Here is a 19,992-nt window from a genome sequence, read left to right on the forward strand (position 1 = left end):
CCGTTCACCGGCCCTTCAGCCGCGGGTTGAAGACCTCTTCGAGGGCCTGGCCGACCAACGTGAACGCCAGCACGACGAGGACGACGCAGACACCCGGCGGGATGATGTACCACCAGGCGCCGGTCGTCATCGCGCCCACCGAGAACGCGTCGTCGAGCATGGTGCCCCAGGACACCCGGGTCGGGTCGCCCAGCCCGAGGAAGCTCAGCGTGGTCTCGGCGAGGATGGCCAGGGCCACGGTCAGGGTGGTGTTGGCGAAGACCATCGGCATCACGTTGGGGAGCACGTGCCTCGACATCTGGTGCCAGCGGCCCGCCCCCAGGACCCGGGCGCGTTCGACGAAGGGGCGCTCCCGGATCGACAGGGTCTGGCTCCTGATGAGCATCGCGGTGCTCGCCCAGCCGGTGATCCCGATGACGATGACGATGTTGAGCAGCGACCGGCCGAGCACCGTCGCGAGGACGATCGCCAGCGGCACGAACGGGATCACCAGGAACCACTCGGTGAACCGGTAGAGCACCCGGGCCGGCCAGCCCTCGAAGAACCCGGAGGCGAGCCCGACCAGGGTGCCGATCACCATCGCGATGAGCGTCGCCAGCAGGCCGACGAACAGCGAGATCCGGGAGCCCCAGATCAGGAGGGTGACGATCGAGCGGCCGTTCTCGTCGGTGCCGAGCAGGAAGCCACCGCTGCCCGGCGACTCGAGCACCCCGCCGGTGGCCTTGGTGACCTCGAGCCCCTCGCCGTCGGCCAGCACCGGCGCGAGCAGCGCCACCAGGATGAAGAAGCTCAGCAGCGCCAGCCCGAACAGCCCCGAGCGGTGGCTGCGGAAGCTCGCCCAGGTACGCCGGGCGGCGAGCGCCCGCCGGCGCCGGGTGACCTGGCGCGGGGTGAGCGTGACCGGGCCGGATGCCGGGGTGGTCATGAGCGCACCCGCGGGTCGAGGAGGCCGTAGACCAGGTTGGCCAGCAGGTTCGCGAGGATGACGCCCGCCGACGTGACCAGGAAGGTCCCTTGGAGGACCCAGTAGTCAGGGATGGTGAGCGCCTCGGTCGCGAGCAGACCGAGCCCCGGGATCGAGAAGACTGTCTCCACCGTGATCGCCCCGGAGACCACGAACCCGATCGACAGGGCGATCAGCGTGGTGGTCGGCAGCAGGGCGTTGCGGGTCGCGTGCCGGCGGCGGACCTCGACGTCGCGCAGCCCCTTGGCCCGGGCGGTGACCAGGTAGTCCTCGCCGATCTCGTCGAGGAGCGACGAGCGCATGATGAGCGAGAAGTCGGCGAGATAGACCAGCACCAGGGTGAGCACGGGCAGCACGAGGTGCAGCGCCGTGTCGCCGACGTAGCCGATCGTCCCCGGCTCGGCGTCGACCGAGTGCAGGCCGCCCGTCGGGAAGATGCCGGGCAACGGGCCCATGCCGACGGCGAACGCCGCGATGAGCAGGAGGCCGAGCCACCACTCCGGCATCGAGTAGAGCGTGAGCGTGGTCCCGGTCGTGATCTTGTCGGTGGCCTTGCCGCGGTTCCACGCGCTGATCACCCCGAGGTACACCCCGATGAGCGTCGCGAGCAGCGTGGCGGTGCCGACCAGCAGCAGGGTCGGCCAGAGCCGGTCCAGGATCAGGTCGGAGACCGGGGTCCGGTAGCGCAGCGACTCGCCCAGGTCGCCGCTGAACGTGTTCTTGAGATAGGTCAGGAACTGCTGCGGCAGCGGCTGGTCGAGGCCGTACTGGGCACGGAACTCCTCGAGCTGGTCCTGGGTCTTGAACCGCCCCCGGCCCAGCGTCCTGGCCGGGTCGCCCGGCAGCACGCGGAACAGGAAGAACCCGAGCACCAGGACGAAGGCCAGGCTCCCCGCCGCCCCCGCGACCTTGCCCGCGACGTACCTGCCGTAGCTGCGCCGCCTGCCGGTGACCGCCGCCCTCACCGCGGCGGCGGCCGGCGCCGGCTCCGAGCCGGCCGGCTCGGTCATTCGCGGTCGGCGGCCGTCGACCGGCGGCGCAGCGCCCAGCCGCCCCCGACGAGGAGCACGACCCCGGCCAGGACGGCGACCCCGATCAGCACGGCGCTGCCGCCCTCGTCGTCGGAGCCGTCGCCGCCCGCCGACGCCGGCTCGTTGGCGCCGAGGGCGGTCGCGATGCCGTCGCAGTCGCCGGCCTCGTCGGCCGGACGCATGTTGAGGTAGTTGTTGATGCCGTACTGGAAGAGCAGGATGCCTCCCGGGTCAGGCTGCGGCTGGAAGCACGCGAAGCGGTCGCTGCGGAACGCCTCCGCGACCGAGCTGTACGCCGTGACCAGGTAGGGCGCGTCGTAGTAGAGGATCTCCTGCATCTGCTTGACGAGGTCCTGCCGGGCCGCGTCGTCGTTCTCGCCGTTCTGCTGGGCGTAGAGGGCGTCGTACTCCTCGTTGCAGTACCACGCGTCGTTCCACCCCGCGAGCTGGTCGCAGGTCAGGTAGCCCAGCATCGAGTCGGGGTCGGGCTCGACGTACCAGCCCCACTCGAACGCGTCGAACTCGCCGTCGAGGATGACGTTGGTGAGCTTGTTGCTCTCCATCACCGTCGTCTCGGTCTCGATGCCGAGCTCGCCCAGCCACTCGGCGAAGAAGTCCATCACCGTGGTCGAGACCGTGCTCTCGCTGCGGGCGAACAGCCGCAGGGTGCCGAAGTCGCTGCCGTCCGGCATCAGCCGGCTGCCGTCGGCTGCCTTGCCGTAGCCCGCCTCCTCCAGCAGCTCGTCGGCACGGGCGAGGTCGAAGACCGGGGCGTCCTCCTCAGGTGGGGACCAGTGGTAATCGCCGTAGAGCGCGGGGATGATCGTGTCCGCGGGGTCGCCGGCGCCCTGGTAGGCCTTCTCGATGATCTGCTCGCGGTCGAGCGCGAAGTTCAGCGCGAACCGGAACGCCGGGTCCTTGAGCGCCTCGTGACCGTCGCCGATCGGGTCGCCCGTCTCGGTGTCGACGGCGCCGACGTTGAACGCGATCTCGTCGAAGCCGGGGGAGTCGCCGTTCTGCGCGGTGATGCCCTCCTGGCCCTCCAGTGCACGCACCTGGAGGGCGGTGATCCCCTCGACGAAGTCGATCTCGCCCTTGATCAGCGCCTGCACCGCCGGGTCCTCGCTCTTGTAGACCCGGAACACGACCTCGTCCAGGCGCGACTCGCCCTGCCAGTAGTCGGGGTTCTTCTCGAACCGGTACGTCGACCCGCCGGCGGTCCCCTCGACCAGCCGGAACGGGCCGGACCCCACGACCGGCTGGCCGTCGGTCGGTTCGGCGGCGTACGACTTCACCGCCTTCTCGTCGACCGAGGACCACACGTGCTCGGGGACGATCGGGATCGGGAGCAGCGGCAGGACGGCGCTGGGCTTCTCGAGCGTGAGCACGACGGTCGCGTCGTCGGGAGCCTCGATGGAGGTGACCGACGTCAGGTAGGAGCCCCAGGACGAGCTCTCCGGGCCGCCGTCGAGGATCCGGTTGTAGGTGTGGGCGATGTCGGCCGCCGTGAGCGGCTCCCCGTCGGACCAGAGCACTCCCTCGCGGATGTCGAAGGTCCAGGTCAGGCCGTCGTCCGACGTCTCCCACGACTCCGCGAGCCCAGGCTCGGGGGACATGTCCTCCATCGAGTAGGTGATCATGTAGTCGTAGGTCAGCGCCCACATCTCGTAGGACTCGGCCTCGATCCCGAGGAACGGGTTGAACGAGTCGACCTCGTTGAGGATCCCGACGGTGAAGGTGAGCTTCTCCTCCGCGGCGGCCGTCGCCGGCCCTGACGACCCCAGCGCTGCGCCCGTCAGCGCGAGCGGGACGAGCAGGCCGGCCGCGGCCAGCGCGGGAGTACGGTGCCGCCCGTGACCACTCCTCCGCAACGGCCGCCCGTGGCGGCGCAGGAGCCGTTCGAGCACACCGGTCACGGTGCGCCGCGACCCGACCCCTACCACTGGATGCGGCGGCTGGGCCCCGCTGTTGTGGGTCACCTCGAAGCCGAGCGGAAGTGGTACGACGTCGCGACCGGTCATCTGGCACCCCTCATCCAGGAGCTGCGTGCCGAGATGACCGAACGGGTCCCGGCTACTGACTCGTCGGTCAGTTGGCCGCAGCACGGGTATTCCTACTACACCGTCCTTCCCGCGGGAAGGGAGTACGTCCAGTTGTTACGCCGCCGTCACGGCGGGGCCGAGGAGCTCCTCCTCGACGTCAACGTGCTCGCCGGCGACCGGGACTACGTCGAGCTGGGGCAGTGGGACGTCTCCCCGGACACCCGCCTGCTCGCCTACTCGGTGGACTTCGACGGCGACGAGGTCTACACGCTGCGCTTCCGCGACCTCGCCACCGGCCAGGACCTCGAGGACGTCGTGCCGCGGTCGGCCCCCGTGGGCACGTGGTCGGCGGACTCGGAGCACTTCTTCTACGTCGTGCACGACGAGCAGTGGCGCCAGCACCAGGTCTGGCGGCACCGGATCGGCACCCCGACCTCGGCTGACGAGCTGGTCGTGGAGGAGGCCGACGTCCAGTTCGAGCTCGAGGTGGAGACCTCCCGCACCGGGGACCTGGTGGTGATCTCCTCGGCCAACCGCGACACCAGCGAGGTGTGGGTCGTCGACGCGCACGAGCCCACCACGCCGGCCCGGTCGGTGGGCGGCCGGCGCCGCGGTGTCGAGTACCGGGCCGAGCACCTGCGCTACCCCGACGGGTCCGACGAGCTGCTGCTGGTGACCGACGACGGGGCGAGCGAGTTCCGGCTCGTCCGCTGCCCGGTGCCGCAGGCGGGCGACCAGGACGCGTCGGCCTGGCAGCCGCTGCGGGCCGAGGACCCCGCCGAACGTCTGGAGCGAGCCGACGCGTACGCGGGCCACGTGGTGCTGACCTCCCGCGTCGCCGGGCGGCACCAGCTGCGGATACTGAGGCTCGACGACCTGACCGGCGAGGGCATCGTGGTCCGGCCGGTCTCCGACATCGCCTCGCTCGCCGCGCCCCCCGACCGCAACGTCGAGCACGACCTGGACCGGATCATCGTGGTCGACGAGTCCTACCTGCAGCCGCAGGTCTGGTCGTCGGTCTCGCTCGTCACCGGCGAGCGCACCGAGCTGATGCGCAAGGAGGCGCCGGGCTTCGACCCCGCGGCGTACGTCGGTGAGCGGCGTTCCTTCCGGTCGGCGGACGGAACGCCGGTCCCGGCCACGATCCTGCGGCACCGGGACACCGTGCTCGACGGCTCGGCAGCCTGCGTGATGTACGCCTACGGCGCCTACGAGGAGGTCTACCCCGACCAGGAGTGGGACCCGGCGATCCCGTCGCTGCTCGACCGCGGCGTCGTCTACGTGCACGCGCACGTCCGCGGCGGCGGGGAGGGCGGTCGACGCTGGTGGCTGGACGGCCGCCTCGAGCACAAGCAGCACACCTTCGACGACCACGTCGCGGTGGCCGACGGACTGGCGGCGTCCGGTCTGGTCGACGGGTCGCGGATCGCCACCCGGGGGCTGAGCGCCGGTGGGCTGCTCCAGGGCGCGGTGTTCTCGCAGCGGCCCGGCCGGTGGCGCGCCGTGGTGGCCGAGGTGCCGTTCGTCGACGTGGTCACCACGATGCTGGACGCGACGATCCCGCTCACGGCCAACGAGTGGGACGAGTGGGGGGACCCCCGCCGGGCGGCCGACCTGGCCTGGCTGCTCGCCTACTCGCCGTACGACAACGTCCCGCCTCCCGGCTCGCGTCCCGACCTGCTGGTCACCGGCGCCCTGCACGACGCCCGGGTGATGGTCTGGGAGCCCGCCAAGTGGGTCGCCCGGCTCCGCGAGACCGACCCGGAGTGGTCGCCGCGCTGCCTGTTCCGGGTCGAGACCGGCGCGGGTGCCCACGTCGGCCCGGCCGGGCGGTTCGCGCACCTGGCCTACGAGGCAGAGATCTACGCCTGGCTGCTGGACCGGCTCGGGGCGTTGCCGACTACTGACTCGCCGATCAGTAGCGGGTAGCGTGACGCCGGTGCGCACCACCCCGTTCCACTCGCGGCTGAGCGAGCTCGACGACCAGGGACTCTACACGCACTGGCAGGGCACCCTGTCGCCCCTGCGCTACTCGCACGCCCCCAAGCACGAGTACTTCGCGGTGCGGAACTCGGTCGGCGTGTTCGACACCTCGCCGCTCTACAAGTACGCCGTCACGGGGCCGGACGCGGAGCGGCTGCTCGCGGGCGCGCTGGTGCGCGACGTCAAGGCGTGCCGGCCGGGGCAGGCGCACTACACGGCCTGGTGCGACGACCGGGGCTTCGTCATGCACGACGGCGTGGTGTTCCGGCACTCGGCCGACCAGTTCCTGCTGACCGCCGCGCGGCCGGCGCTGTCCTGGTTCGAAGAGCTCGGCTGCGGGATGCGGGTCGAGCTCGAGGACGTCACCGACGACTACGGGATGCTGGCGGTGCAGGGGCCCCGCTCCCGCGCGGTGCTGGCGGCGCTGGCGCCCGAGGCCGAGTCGTTGGCCTACTTCGAGCACGTCCCCGCCAAGATCGCGGACACCCCCGTGACGCTGTCGCGGACCGGCTACACCGGCGACCTCGGCTACGAGCTGACCGTGCCCGCCGCCGACGCCGTGGCGGTCCTCGACGCCGTGCTGGAGGCCGGCGGCGCGCACAGCATCCGGCCGTTCGGCGAGGAGGCCTTGATGACGCTGCGCATCGAGGCCGGCCTCCCGCTCATCGACGTCGAGTGGCACGACAGCCGGCTCGCGTTCAGCGACGCCGACCGGGTCACTCCTAGGGAGCTCGGCTTCGGGTGGATGCTCCGCGGCGTCCGCGACGGCGCCCGCCGCTTCGTCGGCTCCGAGGCGATCCGCCGCGAGCTCGTCGACGGGACGTCGCGGTGGCTCACGACCGGCATCGTCGTCGACTGGGCCGACTGGGACCGGATCTTCCGCGAGGCCGGGCTCTTCCCGCCCAAGTCCGAGCACCCGCTGCCCTACGAGTCGATGGTGCTGGACGAGGGTGGCGCCGAGGTCGGCTACTGCACCAGCTTCGTCTACTCGCCGGTGCTCCAGCGGCACATCGGCATCGCCCGGGTCCGGCCCGACCTCGCGGCGGCGGGCACCGACCTGCGGCTCGAGCTCGCGATCGCCCACCACAACACGACGGTGCGGGTCACCACCGCGCCGATGCCGTTCTTCGACCCGGAGAGGAAGAAGTCGTGAGCAGCTCGCACGAGTTCGACGCGATCGTCGTCGGCGGCGGCCACAACGGCCTGACCCACGCGGCGTACCTCGGCCAGGCCGGCCTGCGCACGCTGGTGCTGGAGAAGAACGCGATGGTCGGCGGCGCCGCGATCACCGAGGAGCTCATGCCGGGCTTCTCTTTCACCACGTTCTCCTACGCGCTGAGCCTGCTGCGGCCCGAGATCATCCACGAGCTCGACCTGGTGCGGCACGGGTTCCTGCCGCTGATGATGCCGTCGTCGTTCCACCCGACCGGGGACGGCGGCCACCTGCTCTTCGGCGACGACCACCAGCAGAACCTGCAGGAGATCCGCCGGCACTCGCCGCGCGACGTGGACGCCTACGAGCGCTACCACCGCGACCTCGACCGGGTCTGCCAGGTGGTCCGGCCGCTCTTCGACAACCCGCCACCCGACGTCTTCGGCACCGACCCCGAGGACCAGGTCGACGTCAAGTGGCTGCTCGACCACCTCGGCGGGGTGGACCGGAAGACGATGCACGACCTGGTGCGGCTGCTGACCGGCAGCGCCGCGGACTGGCTCGACGACTACTTCGAGCACGAGGCGATCAAGGGCTACCACGCCTCCTCGTCGGTGATCGGCTCCAAGGTGGGCCCGATGTCGCCCGGCTCGGGGCTGGTGCTGCTGTTCCACAAGATGGGCGAGCACGACGGACACCTGGGCTCCTGGGCCTTCCACAAGGGCGGCAACGGGGGGTTCACCCAGGTGCTGGCCCGGGCCGCGGTGGCCAACGGGGCGGAGATCCGGCTCGGTGCCGCGGTCTCGTCCGTGTTGACCGAGGGCGGTCGCGCCGTGGGCGTGGTGCTGGAGGACGGCACCGAGTTCCGGGCGCCGGTCGTGGTCTCCGCGCTCGACCCGCGGCGTACGTTCCTCGACCTCGTCGAGCCCCGCGAGCTGCCGCTCGACCTCGTCGACAACGTGCGGCGGATGAAGTTCCGCGGTGTCTCCGCCAAGGTCAACTTCGCCCTGGACGGCCTGCCGGTGTTCCCGGCGCTCCCGGACACCGTCGACCACTTCGGCGGCTTCCTCAACATCGGGCCGACGATGGAGTACGTCGAGCGCGCCTTCGACGCCTCGAAGTACGGCTGGTACTCCGACGAGCCCTACATCGACGCCGCGGTCCAGTCCGTCGTCGACCCGGACATGGCCCCACCGGGCAAGCACGTCCTGTCGTGCTTCGTGCAGTACGCGCCCTACGAGCTGCGGGGGAGCGACTGGGAGACCGAGCGCGAGGCCTTCGGCGACAAGGCTCAGGCCGTCCTCGAGTCGCACTTCCCGGGCTTCGGCGACCTCGTGCTCCAGCGCGAGGTCGTCACCCCGGTCGACATCGAGACCCGCACCGGCCTGACCGAGGGCAACATCTTCGCGGGCGAGTTCCTGGCGCCACAGATGTACTTCTTCCGCCCGGCGCCGGGCTGGTCGCAGTACGCGACCCCCATCGACGGCTACTACCAGTGCGGCTCCGGCACCCACCCCGGCGGCTGCGTCATCGGGTCGCCCGGCCGGCTGGCCGCCCAGCGGGTCCTCCGCGACCGGCGAGCCGCCACTTCCTGACCCTCGCGTCGCCACCTCCTGACCCGCGAGCCGCCACTTCCTGGCTCGGCACACGGGCCGGCGCCTGCCGAGGGACGTCCCCGACGTCGGGTGCTGTGTCGCGCCGAGCGGGTCCCGGAGGTCGTGCCGCCGTGTCCCTCCCGCGCGGGACAACGGGCCCGGTCGACTCCTCCCGATCCGGCGGGGCGGTCCCGCCGGCACGCGCCACCAGGAGTCGCCATGACCACGCACCTCGACACCGCCCCCATGGGGATCACCGCGCCGCCCCAGCCGGCCGGCCTCCGCGCCCGCCGCTACGCCCTCGTCGCCATGCCGGTCCTCGCGGGCCTCTGCCTGACCCTGGCCGCCGCGATGGACCCGGCGGCCGGGATCAGCGGAGACACGATGTTCCAGGAGTACGCCGAGCACCCCGACCCGCTCCAGATCAAGTCGCTGGCCTATCACTGGGCCTACGCCTTCTGGATCGGCATCGCCCTCGTCGTCGCCAGCCTGGTCCGCCACCGCGGCGTGTGGTTGGCCAACATCGCCGCGGTGCTCGCCTTCGCCGGAATGACCACGCTGCCGGGGATGCTGTTCATCGACTGGATCGACTCCGCGGCCGGTCAGCTCTGGGGGACCGAGGGCGTCAACGCCCTGCACGACCGCATGGAGGAGATCTCGTGGGGCATGCCCTACTTCCAGCTGCCGGGCTTCCTCGGGTTCGCGCTGGCGCTCCCGCTGGCGGCGTTCGCTCTCCAGCGCGCCGGGCTCGTGCGGTGGTACGCCCCGGCGGCGACGCTCGGCGCGCTGTTGGCGTTCATGGTCTCCAACGCCACCTGGCCGGGCTGCGTCGTCGCCACGGCGTGCTTCGTCGTGCTGTCCGTCGAGCTCTGGCGCGGGACCAGGTGACGGTCGCGTCGACCCCTCGGGGTCGGTGACCGCGCGCTCGGAGCTCCTGTCCAGCCCTTCCGCGGAGGGAGCGGGTCCCCCAGACTGGCGGTCCTTGTCCACGCTCGGAGAGGTCCCCCCATGCCGCGTCGTCCCGCACCCGCCGTCCCGCGCCTCTCCCTGGCGATCTCGCTGCTCGCCCTCGTGGTCGCCCTGGGCGGCACCGCCGTCGCGGCCGGCCTGGCCGCCAACAGCGTCGGCACCAAGCAGCTGAAGAAGGCCGCGGTGACCACGAAGAAGATCAAGAAGAAGGCGGTCCGCACGGCGACCATCAAGGACGGTGCGGTGACGGGCGCCAAGGTCGCCGACGGCTCGCTGGGCAAGGCCGACCTGGCCGACGGTGTGCTGCCCGCGGCGCCGGTGACGATCATTCACACCGTCCCCGCTGGGACCGCGCTCCCAGCTCAGACGGTGGGTGGGCTGCGGTTCCGCCCCACGTGCACGATGAACGGCGGGGAGACGAGGGCCGCGGTCGCGATCGACCCCGCGTCGTTGGCCCCCGACGCCCTTCAGCTCTCTGGGGTGCAGGTGACGAACGTGGGCCCGGACAGGTTCCCCACAGCGCTCCTCAGTGTTGGTCTGTCGGGCCTCGAGCCGGCGGCGCTCGCCATTCCGGGCGAGGGGACTGCCACGACGGCCTACGAGGGGACCGTCCGATCCGGACCCCAGGGCGCCTGGGTCGACGTGTCCCTCGGGGTGCGGGCCTTCCTCGCGGGCAACTGTGAGCTGATGATCGTCCTTCGCGTCCTGGGCTGACGCTCAGCAGGGCGGCATGCGTCGGGCACCTGGATGCCGGCCTCGGCCGACAGGCGTCGACGTCACGTCACCTTGAACTTCTTCTTCGACGGGGTCGGGTCGGGGACGCCGTCGAGCACGGCCCGCACGTAGAGGGTGTGCTTGCCGAGCCTCAGCTTCTTGGTCTTCACCTTCACCGGCGAGTCGCAGTCGCGCCAGGGGACCGGCTTCTTCCCCTTCGGGCCGGTCGCCCCGGTCTGCTGCTTGCGGGTCTTGTCGACGCGGCACTCGAAGGTGACCTCCGCCGGCGCGCCCGAGAAGGCGTACCGCGCCTTCTCGCCCTTCTCGATCTTCTTCGGCCCGGTGATCCGACCGGTCTCGGCGGTCGGCTGCGGGAGCGGCAGCAGGTTGTCGGCGACGACAGCCATCAGGATGTCGCCGTTCCCGTAGGTCCACACGACCGCGACCGTGCGGGCTCCGACGGCGAGCGCGCGGTCGTAGCCGGCCTGTGCGGCGGGAGCGATGAAGTCGGTCGGCTGCCATGCGCGGCCCGGGGGGCGGATCGCGACGCCGATGCCGTTCGCGAGGTTGGAGAACTCCACGACGGCGGTGCCGTCGGGGCTGACCGCCAGCCGCGGCTCGGACTCGGAGTCGATCGACTGGGTCAGGTCGACCTGTGGCTCCCACGCGCCGCTGCGGTGGACCCGGGTCGCGACCTTGTCGGTCGCCCCGTCGTACGACGTCCACACCACGGTGGCCGCGCCGTCGGGACCGACGCCGACGTGCGGGCGGGTGCCCTCGATCTCCGGATCGGACAGCAGCGACTGGGCCCCCCAGGCGCTTCCGGGCGGCCTGATCGCGGCCAGCGTGCGCGCCGAGGTGTAGTAGCCGGCCGTGGTGGGCAGGCGGGACTCCCATGCCACGGCCATGGTGCCGTTGGCGCCGATGGCCGGTTCGGCGACCTGGGTCCGGCGGCCGGTCTCGGACAGCGACACCGGTGCTTCCCAGGCGCCGGCGACGGGCCGGAAGCTCGCCCGGACCGTGCTGGCGGCGTAGGAGTCGGCGGGGTCCGACGACAGCACCCAGGAGACCAGCGTGCCGGCGGCGCTCGCCGCCACGTCGATTCCCGAGACCCCGGCGTCGACGAAGGGGGTCGCACTGCCGAAAGTGCCGGCAGCGCCCAGAGGACGGGTGCTGACCATCGGCTTGGACGCCGCCCCCGTGCCTTCGACCCACACCGCCGTGACCACGCCGGCTCCCACGGCGACGTTGGCGCTGCTGGCTGAGAGCGTGGTGTCGGAGAGCGGCACGGGCGTGCCCCACGCGCCACCCGGGGGCCGGACGACGGCGCTGACGACGACCTTGCTGGCCACCACGTTCTGGTAGACGATCGCCAGCGTCCCGTCGGGGCCCACCGCCAGCTGGTTGCCCCACACGTTGGCGGGTGCCACCGGGACCGGTGTGCTCCAGGCCCCGCCGGCCGGTCGCTCGGCAACCATCACCGAGTCGACGCTGCCGGTCTCGACCCAGCTCGCGACCGTGGTGCCGTCTGGAGTGACCACGGTCTGCGGGTCGTAGCGGAAGGTGAAGGGGTCCGGGGTCGGTCCGGCCACCACGACCGGCGCGGGCCAGGTCGCCGCGTGCGCCGGGACGGCGGTGAGGCCGGTCAGGGCGAGGGCGGCGCCGAGCGTGGCGACCAGGAGGCGGCGGGACATCACTGCACCTCGAACTTCCGCTTGGACGGGGTGGGGTCGACGAGACCGAACTGCACGGCCCGCACGTAGACCGTGTGCTTGCCCGGCTTGAGCTTCTTGGCCTTGACCTTGTACGGGGACGTGCAGGGCTTCCACGGCACGGGCTTCTTGCGGTCCGTCTCCCTCGTGCCCTGCTGCTGCTTGCGGGTCTTGTCGACCCGGCACTGGTAGGTCGCTCCAGCCGGACCGGTGAACTTGAAGACCCCCTTCTTCGTCTGCTCGATCTGCTTCGGTCCCTTGACCTTCCCGGTCTTCGGTGCGGCCGGGTCCTGGATCGAGGTGTACGTCGTCGCGACGTCGGCGGCGTCGTACTCCGCCCACATCGCGGTCAGGCTGCCGCCCGGTCCGCCGGCGAGGGCGACCTGGTAGGCGCTGGCGTCGGTGGGCACGTCCCGCACCGTCGAGGGGGGCTCCCAGGCGCCGCCCGGTGGCTGGACGCTCGCCTGGATGACGTAGTCGTAGGTGGTGGGTGCCCGCCAGAGCCACATGACCACCGCGGTGCCGTCGCTCTTCACGGTCACCACCGGTGAGCCGCTGGTGGCCGCCGCGACGGGTTGGGAGAGCCACGGGCCGGTCGCGCCGCCGGTGGCGGCGTAGACGTGCTCCTGGTCGTAGTTGCCGTTCTCGTCCGAGGTCCAGGTGGCCGCGAACCGTGGGCCGGGCCCGGCGGCGAGCTGGAGCTCGATCCGGTTGACCTTCACCTTCGAGATGACGCGGGGGGTCGACCACCGGCCGCCCGGCGGCAGGGTGGCGACGGTGGGGGTGTTGAACCCGCTGGCCCACAACACGCCGAGGGTGCCGTCCGGGGCGTACGCGAGGTCTGCCCGGCCGCCCCAGTACTCGTTGCCGAGCCGCTGCCGCGGTCCCCAGGCGCCGGCGCCCTGCCGGATCCGGACGAAGACGCCGTCGTCGGCACCGCCCGACCCCGGGATCCCCCACGCGACGGCCACCTGGCCGTTCGGCCCGGCGGCGAGCTCGGGGGTGCGGTGCTCCCACTCCCTGGTGTCCAAGGTGTCGGGTGCCGACCATGTCCCAGCAGCCGAGCGGGTGGCGGTCTGCACCTCGAAGTGCTCGCTGCCCGGGGTGGCGATCCACTGCGGCCACACCGCGGTGACGCTGCCGTCGGTGGCGGCGGCCAGGCGCACCTCGGGGTTGGTCATGCCGGAGACGTACTCATCGGTGCTCTGCGCGGACACGGACTGGACGGGCGACCAGCCCTTGCCGGGGGCCCGGGTGCTCGCCTGCACGACGAAGTCGTCCTCGGTGGGTGCGAGCCGCCACGCGATGGTCGTGGTGCCGTCGGGCCCGATCGCGATGGCCGGCTCGGTGGACTCCACCGTCGGTGCGCTGAGGGTCACCGGCGGCGACCAGGCGCCCCGCGGCGGCCGGCTGCTGGTGACCACCCGGTTGGTGTCGGTGGCGTCGTCGTACATCAGGAGCGCGGCGGTGACGGTGCCGTCGGGGGCGATCGCGACGTTGGTGTTCTGGACGTAGCCGGTCAGCCCGGGCAGGGTTCCCGGCGCCGGCCACACGGCCGCGGCCGCGGTGCCGGAGGGCAGGGCCAGGGTCGCCGTGGCCAGGGCGGCCGCTCCGAGCGCGGCGAGCGGGCGGAAGGTCGGGTGCACCTCTGGAAACTAGTCCTTCGCAGGGGGGCGTCACGATGGGTCGAACGGGGTCTTGACCGCCCCCGGGCGGCGTGGTATCCGACCCGGCTCAGGCGAGCAGCTCGTCCAGCCCGTCGGAGTCGACGATCCGGTACGCGTAGCCCTGCTCGGCCAGGAACCGCTGCCGGTGCTGGGCGAACTCGGCGTCCACCGTGTCGCGGGAGACGACCGTGTAGAAGTGCGCGGTCTTGCCCTCGGACTTCGGCCGCAGGATCCGGCCGAGCCGCTGGGCCTCCTCCTGGCGGGAGCCGAACGAGCCGGACACCTGGATCGCCACCTCGGCCGAGGGCAGGTCGATGGAGAAGTTGGCCACCTTGGAGACGACCAGCAGGCCGACCTCGCCGGACCGGAACGCGTCGAACAGCCGCTGCCGCTCCTTGACCGTGGTGTCGCCCTTGATGACCGGCGCGTCCAGCGCGAGACCGAGCTCGTCGAGCTGGTCGAGGTACTGGCCGATGACCAGCGTCGGCTGACCCGGGTGCCGGGCGACCAGGTCCTTCACGACGTCGATCTTCTGGTGCGTGCAGGACGCGAGCCGGTAGCGCTCCTCGGGCTCCGCGGTCGCGTAGACGAGGCGCTCGTCGGTCGGCAGGGTCACCCGCACCTCGACGCAGTCGGCCGGTGCGATCCAGCCCTGTGACTCGATGTCCTTCCACGGCGCGTCGTAGCGCTTCGGCCCGATCAGCGAGAACACGTCGCCCTCGCGGCCGTCCTCCCGCACCAGGGTCGCGGTGAGCCCGATCCGGCGGCGGGCCTGGAGGTCGGCGGTCATCCGGAAGATCGGGGCGGGCAGCAGGTGCACCTCGTCGTAGATGATCAGGCCCCAGTCGCGGGCGTCGAGCAGCTCGAGGTGCCGGTAGACGCCCTGCCGCTTGGTGGTCATCACCTGGTAGGTCGCGATGGTGACCGGACGGACCTCCTTGACCGAGCCGGAGTACTCGCCGATCTCGTCGGCGGTCAGGGACGTACGCCGGACCAGCTCGTCCTTCCACTGCCTGGCGCTCACGGTGTTGGTGACCAGGATCAGCGTGGTGGCCTGGGCGTGCGCCATCGCGGCCGCGCCCACCAGCGTCTTGCCGGCGCCGCAGGGGAGCACGACCACGCCCGAGCCGCCGTGCCAGAACGACTCGGCGGCGTCACGCTGGTAGTCGCGCAGGTGCCACTCGGCCTGGTCCAGCGCGATCGGGTGCGCCTCGCCGTCGACGTAGCCGGCGTAGTCCTCGGCGGGCCAGCCGATCTTGAGCAGGGCCTGCTTGAGGTTGCCGCGCTCGGAGCCGTGCACGACGACCGTGTCGTCGTCGATCCGGTCGCCGATCATCCCGGCGATCTTTTTGGCGCGGAGCACCTCCTCCAGGACGGGCCGGTCGCTGCTCACCAGGACCAGGCCGTGCGTCGGGTGCTTCTCCAGCCGCAGCCGGCCGTAGCGGGCCATCGTCTCGGCGACGTCGACGAGCAGCGCGTGCGGAACGGCGTACCTGCTGAACTCCAGCAGCGTGTCGACGACCTGCTCGGCGTCGTGACCCGCGGCGCGGGCGTTCCAGAGGCCGAGCGGCGTCAGCCGGTAGGTGTGGATGTGCTCGGGCGAGCGCTCCAGCTCGGCGAACGGTGCGATCGCGCGGCGGCACTCGCCGGCGCGCTCGTGGTCGACCTCGAGCAGCAGCGTCTTGTCGGACTGGACGATGAGCGGTCCGTCATGCACTTTGCGCCGCTCCCGACTGCTGTTGCGTCTCCTTCTGGCGCGCCCGGTACGCCGCCACGTTGGCCCGCGAGGAGCAGCGGTCCGAGCAGTATCGGCGCGAGGCGTTGGGGGAGGTGTCGACGTAGACGTGGTCGCAGCGGTCGGCGTCACAGACGCCGAGCCGGGTCGGGCCGAGGTCGCAGACCAGGTTGGCCAGCCCGAGCAGCGCCTCGCCGACCAGGAGCTCGGCCACCGACTGGGACTTGGAGGCGGCGTGGATGTGCAGGTCGCCGGCGTGGTCGGAGATGCGCGGCGTGATCGGGTGGCGGACCATGAGGTCGTTGAGCAGCTCGACGGTCAGCGCGGCGTCCCCCGCGGCCGAGGCCTCGAAGACCGGGCGCAGCTCGCGCTGGAACTTGCGCAGCAGCATGCAGTCGCGGTCGAGGCTCTGCTCCACCAGCCAGTCCCGGCCGGCAAGGTGCTCGCGCAGGGCGTCGAGGTCCGGCAGGTCGGTGTTGAGCAGCACGGCCGACCGCTCGGCGTACCTGACGAAGTCCACCTACCGAGTCTACGGAGCGGGTGAAGGGTCATCGACCGGCCGCACGGTCGTGATCCGGTGCACCGCGAAGGTGCGGGTGTCGTCGGTGCGGTGGTCGTGGGCGGTGAGCACGCCGCCCTCGACGGAGACCGGCTCGACCACGCGCTCGGTCCGGGTGCCGTGGTTGTCGACGTAGGAGATGACCACGACCGCACCCACCTCGGCGGCGTCCCGGAGCGCGGCCAGCGACCCCGACGGGGTCGAGGCGGGCTCGGGCCCGGCGGGCCGGGTCGCGGCGGCCCGGTCGCCCGCCCGGATGGCGGTGACCACCGAGGCGACGGCGGCGGTACGCCGGGCCGAGCGGGCCGCGTCGACGCCGAGCGGACCGTGACCGGGGCGGTGCTCGCGCGGGGTCCGGGCCCGGCGCAGGTCCGGGCGGGCGACGTGGACGGTGCCGTCCGCGGCCTCGACCACGGGCGCCGCCCCCAGGTCCCGGAGCCGGGGGAGGAGGACGTCGAGCGGGGTGGTGCTGGTCAGCACCGTCGGCGCCAGCCGGCGCAGGCCCAGGGCGGTGGCCTGAGGGTGGTGCAGCAGCTCGGTCAGCGCGGTCTCGTCGTCGGCGCGCAGGTAGGCCTCGGCGTGGCCGACCCGGATCGTGCCGAACGTGCGCGCGGTGTCGTCCACGAGGTACTCCAGCGGCTGCGGCACCGGCGTGCGCGAGACCGAGGCCAGGAACTCGTGCAGCTCGGTCGCGGTCCAGCCGATGTCCAGCGCGCGCCGGACCGACCCCGGCGTGAACCGGTAGACGGCTCCGCCTCCCCGGGACTCCACCTCCGCGAGGAGCTGGAGCTTGCGGGCCAGCGCGGACTCCAGCGGGCCCGGAGCCACCGCGGTCAGGTCGGCCTGGAGCAGCACGTGCTCGACCGGCTGGGGCAGGAGGGCCGCGAGCGTCTTGCCCGCCGCCGCGTCGTCGTCGGTGAGCAGCAGGCGGGCGTACGACGCCAGCCCGTCGAGACCGGTGACCCCGAGCATCGCCGCCTCGGTGAGGCTCCACAGCACCTGCTCGGCCCGCAGCCGCGGGCGCCGCGGGCGCTGCCACGAGAGCAGCGCCACCACGGACGGGACGCCCGTGCCGGCGGCCAGCACCTCGCCGGCCGGGAGCTGCTCGAGCGCCCCCAGCGTCATCCGGCGGGTCTCCGGCATGTGCACGGCCGCGAGCTCGGGGGCGAGCGCGTTCCAGGTCTTGCCGGCCGGGTCGCGCGACCCCACCAGCCCGGGCATCCGGGGGCTGTCGAGCCACACCCGCACCAGCGACGTCCAGCGCTCGGCGGTCGGCCGCTGGACCCAGGCGTCGAACAGGTCGGTCGGCAGCCACACCGGGTTGCCGGTCCCGTCGGCGACCGTCGTGACCAGTCCGGCGCCCGCGGCGGTCTCGACCAGGAGGGCGACGGTCGGCTCGTCGAGGTGCAGCGCGGTCGCGGTCGCCCGCAGGTCGCGCACCCCGAGCCCGCCGCTGCGCAGCGCGGACGGCGGGGAGGCACCCCAGCGGTCGAGGAGCAGCTCGAGGCGCCGGACGGCCTCGAACGCCGCACCTGCCGCGGTCCGGTCGACCTGCGCGGCGTCCCGGGTGGACGTGGCCAGTGACGGGACGTCGTCGACCGGCTCGGCCGTGGTGTGCCCTCCTCGGACGGCGACCCCGACCTCGCCGGGGACGACCGCCGGGCTCCCGGCGCGGGGGACCAGCAGCCGCCGGGACAGGAGCTCCTCCGCGGGGGTGGCCGCGTCCTCGGGCAGCACGGTGACCCGGGCCGAGCCGGTGGTCGCCTCGCCGCCGGCGTCGACCACGTGCTCGAGCAGGGCCCGCGCCGGCTCGGAGAGCGCGGCCAGCGACCCGGCGACGGCGGCCGCGGGCGGGGGCGGGTCGGTGAACGGGCGCAGGCCGCTCACGCCCTGCTCGGGCCCACCGGTCAGGCCGTCGGCCACGCCGGTCAGCGCGCGCAGGCCGCCGGTCGACTCCCAGGCGAGCGCGAGGTCGAGCAGCCGCTCGACGGCGGCGTCCACGGCGGCGGCGTCGGCGTTGACCAACTCCCGCAGCCGGTCCACGCTGGACCGGCCGGTCGGGTAGTTTTCGGGGTCCCCGCGGAAGCGTTCGCCGCGCGCAGCGCCACTAGCGCTTTCGTGGGGTAAGAGCACCAGCGCGTCGAGCACCGCAAGCTCGGCGCGGGTCAGCTGGTCCAGCGCACGCAGGATCGAGGACCGGGTGGCCGCTCGCGAGGCCAGCTGGGCGGAGTCATGGGGGGCCGGAGTGGCGAGGTCGGGACGCTCGGAGAGCAGGCGGGACAGCCGCGCGTCCGGCCAGCTCCTGAGCTGGTCGGCGAGCGAGCGGAATCCCTGCGTGGCCATCAGAGCAACGCTACTGGGGTGCCCCGCGTGACCCTCGAGCTCCGCTTCGCCGCCGCGACCGACGTCGGCCGGGTCCGCGAGGTCAACGAGGACGCGCACCTGACCGCGCCGCCGGTCTTCCTGGTCGCCGACGGCATGGGTGGTCACGCCGGCGGCGACGTCGCGAGCGCGGTCGTCGTCGAGGAGTTCACCAGGCTCGCCGACGCGACGTACGACGCCGACTCCGCCCCGCAGGCGGTCGTGGCCGCGCTCGAGGCGAGCCAGCGGCGGATCGAGCAGCACGGAGCCGGTGGGGTGGGGCGCGCGGCTCCCGGCACGACGGTGGCCGGCCTCGTGCTGGTGGACGGCGCCGACCCGGTCTGGCTGGTCGTCAACCTCGGGGACTCGAGGATCTACCGGATGACCGGTGGCGTGCTGGAGCAGGTGAGCCGCGACCACAGCCTGGTCCAGGACCTCCTCGACTCCGGCGAGATCACCGAGGACGAGGTGGCCGACCACCCCGATCGGCACGTGATCACCCGCGCGCTGGGTGGGCCCGGGTTCACCGAGCCGGACCTGTCGTGGCTCCCGGTCAGCGCGGGGGACCGGCTGCTGATCTGCACCGACGGCATCAACGGGCTCATCGACGACCCGGTGATCGAGCGCATCCTGGCCGCCGAGCCGGACCCCGCCGCCGCGGCCCGGGCCCTGGTGGCCGCCGCGCTCGACGCGGGCGGCGAGGACAACGCCACCGCGGTCGTCCTGCATGTGGTGGGATGAGCGCGTGTCCGGCACCAGCTCCCCGCTCCGGTCCTACCGGCCCGGCACGTGGTTCGGCCTGGTCGGCGAACGCGCCCTGGTGGCGCTGCCGCCGACCGAGAAGGCGCGGGTCCCGGCACTGTGGGAGCTGGTCGACGAGGGCGCCGGCTTCGACGTCACCCTCGACGCGCTGATCTCAGCCGGCCTGCGGGACCTGCCCGGCTTCGTCCTGGTGAGCACCGATGAGGGCCAGACGGACGTGGTGATCCGGGGTGCGGCCGTCGCGAGGTTCACCGTCGACGGTGAGGAGGTCGTCGTCGAGGGGTCGAGCGCCACGACCTGGGCGGAGCGGTCGCTGGTGGGTGTCGAGCGGACGCTGGTCGAGCTCGAGCCGCCGCCGGACGACGAGTCGGCCGCGCCGTACGTCGTGGACGGCGGGCTGTTCCGGGTCTCGCAGCTCGAGGAGACCCGCCAGGCCGGCGAGGCCGGGCGGCGGGTGCGTGCCCTCCATGTCGTGGAGTCGCCCGAGACCGGCGGGACCGGCGGCGTCATCCCGCTGCCCGCCGTGCCGGTGGTCCCGCCGGCTCCCGAGGTCCCGGAGCTTCTGGAGGTCCCCGAGACCCCCGAGGTCCCCGAGGTCTCCGAGGCTGAGGTGGACGACGCCCCGATCTGGGCGCCCGTGGACGAGCCCGCCGAGGTGCCGGTCCGCTCGCCCGAGCCGCCGGACTGGATCCCGGAGCCCCCGGTCGAGCACGACGGGCTGACCCTGACCGGTCCGCCACCGCCC

The 19,992-nt window shown here is 72.8% G+C and carries 15 protein-coding genes; 7 read left to right on the forward strand and 8 right to left on the reverse strand.

All coding sequences use genetic code 11. The features are described 5' to 3' along the window. Positions 1-4 precede the first annotated feature (4 nt). From JHD21_RS03590 to JHD21_RS03600, 3 genes are read right to left on the reverse strand one after another with little or no spacing between them, the layout of a single operon-like run. Positions 5-925 (reverse strand): ABC transporter permease, encoded by a 921-nt coding sequence (locus tag JHD21_RS03590; RefSeq protein WP_292671702.1) that lies wholly within the window; start codon positions 923-925, stop codon positions 5-7. Further along, the gene (locus tag JHD21_RS03595) at positions 922-1,974 is read right to left on the reverse strand and encodes an ABC transporter permease (protein WP_292671704.1); all 1,053 of its coding nucleotides are present in this window, start codon (positions 1,972-1,974) and stop codon (positions 922-924) included. Before JHD21_RS03595 ends, JHD21_RS03590 begins: the two co-directional genes overlap by 4 nt. After that, complete coding sequence (locus JHD21_RS03600; protein ID WP_292671706.1) at positions 1,971-3,902, reverse strand: ABC transporter substrate-binding protein; 1,932 nt, start codon at positions 3,900-3,902, stop codon at positions 1,971-1,973. Before JHD21_RS03600 ends, JHD21_RS03595 begins: the two co-directional genes overlap by 4 nt. Here JHD21_RS03600 and JHD21_RS03605 point away from each other — a divergent pair. From JHD21_RS03605 to JHD21_RS03625, 5 genes are all read left to right on the forward strand, one after another. After that, on the forward strand, positions 3,849-5,966 hold the full coding sequence (locus tag JHD21_RS03605) for a prolyl oligopeptidase family serine peptidase (protein WP_292671707.1): 2,118 nt from the start codon (positions 3,849-3,851) through the stop codon (positions 5,964-5,966). The two genes, JHD21_RS03600 and JHD21_RS03605, sit on opposite strands and share 54 nt — an antisense overlap. Before the next feature lie 10 nt (positions 5,967-5,976). Continuing rightward, complete coding sequence (locus JHD21_RS03610) at positions 5,977-7,173, forward strand: aminomethyltransferase family protein (protein WP_292671708.1); 1,197 nt, start codon at positions 5,977-5,979, stop codon at positions 7,171-7,173. Then, positions 7,170-8,768 (forward strand): NAD(P)/FAD-dependent oxidoreductase, encoded by a 1,599-nt coding sequence (locus JHD21_RS03615; protein WP_292671709.1) that lies wholly within the window; start codon positions 7,170-7,172, stop codon positions 8,766-8,768. Before JHD21_RS03610 ends, JHD21_RS03615 begins: the two co-directional genes overlap by 4 nt. Positions 8,769-8,987: 219 nt before the next feature. Continuing rightward, positions 8,988-9,656, forward strand: a complete 669-nt coding sequence (locus tag JHD21_RS03620) for a hypothetical protein (protein WP_292671711.1) — start codon at positions 8,988-8,990, stop codon at positions 9,654-9,656. Between the two features lie 120 nt (positions 9,657-9,776). After that, positions 9,777-10,451 (forward strand): hypothetical protein, encoded by a 675-nt coding sequence (locus JHD21_RS03625; protein ID WP_292671712.1) that lies wholly within the window; start codon positions 9,777-9,779, stop codon positions 10,449-10,451. A 62-nt stretch (positions 10,452-10,513) separates the two neighbouring features. Here the strand turns inward: JHD21_RS03625 and JHD21_RS03630 are convergent, their stop codons facing one another. The 5 genes from JHD21_RS03630 to JHD21_RS03650 all read right to left on the reverse strand — a co-directional run bounded on the left by JHD21_RS03630 (position 10,514) and on the right by JHD21_RS03650 (position 18,467). Continuing rightward, the gene (locus tag JHD21_RS03630; protein ID WP_292671713.1) at positions 10,514-12,145 is read right to left on the reverse strand and encodes a hypothetical protein; all 1,632 of its coding nucleotides are present in this window, start codon (positions 12,143-12,145) and stop codon (positions 10,514-10,516) included. After that, positions 12,145-13,809 carry a hypothetical protein gene (locus JHD21_RS03635; protein WP_292671714.1) on the reverse strand — a complete coding sequence of 555 codons (1,665 nt, stop codon included), beginning with the start codon at positions 13,807-13,809 and terminating at the stop codon, positions 12,145-12,147. The genes JHD21_RS03630 and JHD21_RS03635 overlap by 1 nt, the downstream gene beginning before the upstream one ends. Before the next feature lie 88 nt (positions 13,810-13,897). Further along, the gene (locus tag JHD21_RS03640; protein WP_292671715.1) at positions 13,898-15,547 is read right to left on the reverse strand and encodes a DNA repair helicase XPB; all 1,650 of its coding nucleotides are present in this window, start codon (positions 15,545-15,547) and stop codon (positions 13,898-13,900) included. Continuing rightward, a complete protein-coding gene (locus JHD21_RS03645; protein WP_292671717.1) occupies positions 15,540-16,085 on the reverse strand; it encodes a CGNR zinc finger domain-containing protein in 546 nt (181 codons plus the stop codon). Before JHD21_RS03645 ends, JHD21_RS03640 begins: the two co-directional genes overlap by 8 nt. A 9-nt stretch (positions 16,086-16,094) precedes the next feature. Beyond that, positions 16,095-18,467, reverse strand: coding sequence for a helicase-associated domain-containing protein (locus JHD21_RS03650; RefSeq protein ID WP_292671719.1), 2,373 nt, complete (start codon positions 18,465-18,467; stop codon positions 16,095-16,097). Positions 18,468-18,494: 27 nt separating this feature from the next. Between JHD21_RS03650 and JHD21_RS03655 the strand changes: the two genes are divergently transcribed. After that, the gene (locus JHD21_RS03655; RefSeq protein ID WP_292671720.1) at positions 18,495-19,226 is read left to right on the forward strand and encodes a protein phosphatase 2C domain-containing protein; all 732 of its coding nucleotides are present in this window, start codon (positions 18,495-18,497) and stop codon (positions 19,224-19,226) included. Between the two features lie 4 nt (positions 19,227-19,230). Continuing rightward, positions 19,231-19,992: hypothetical protein (locus JHD21_RS03660; protein WP_292671721.1), on the forward strand; the 762-nt coding region annotated here is incomplete at its 3' end.

Source organism: Nocardioides sp. (assembly GCF_016462705.1).
GTDB lineage: Bacteria > Actinomycetota > Actinomycetes > Propionibacteriales > Nocardioidaceae > Nocardioides.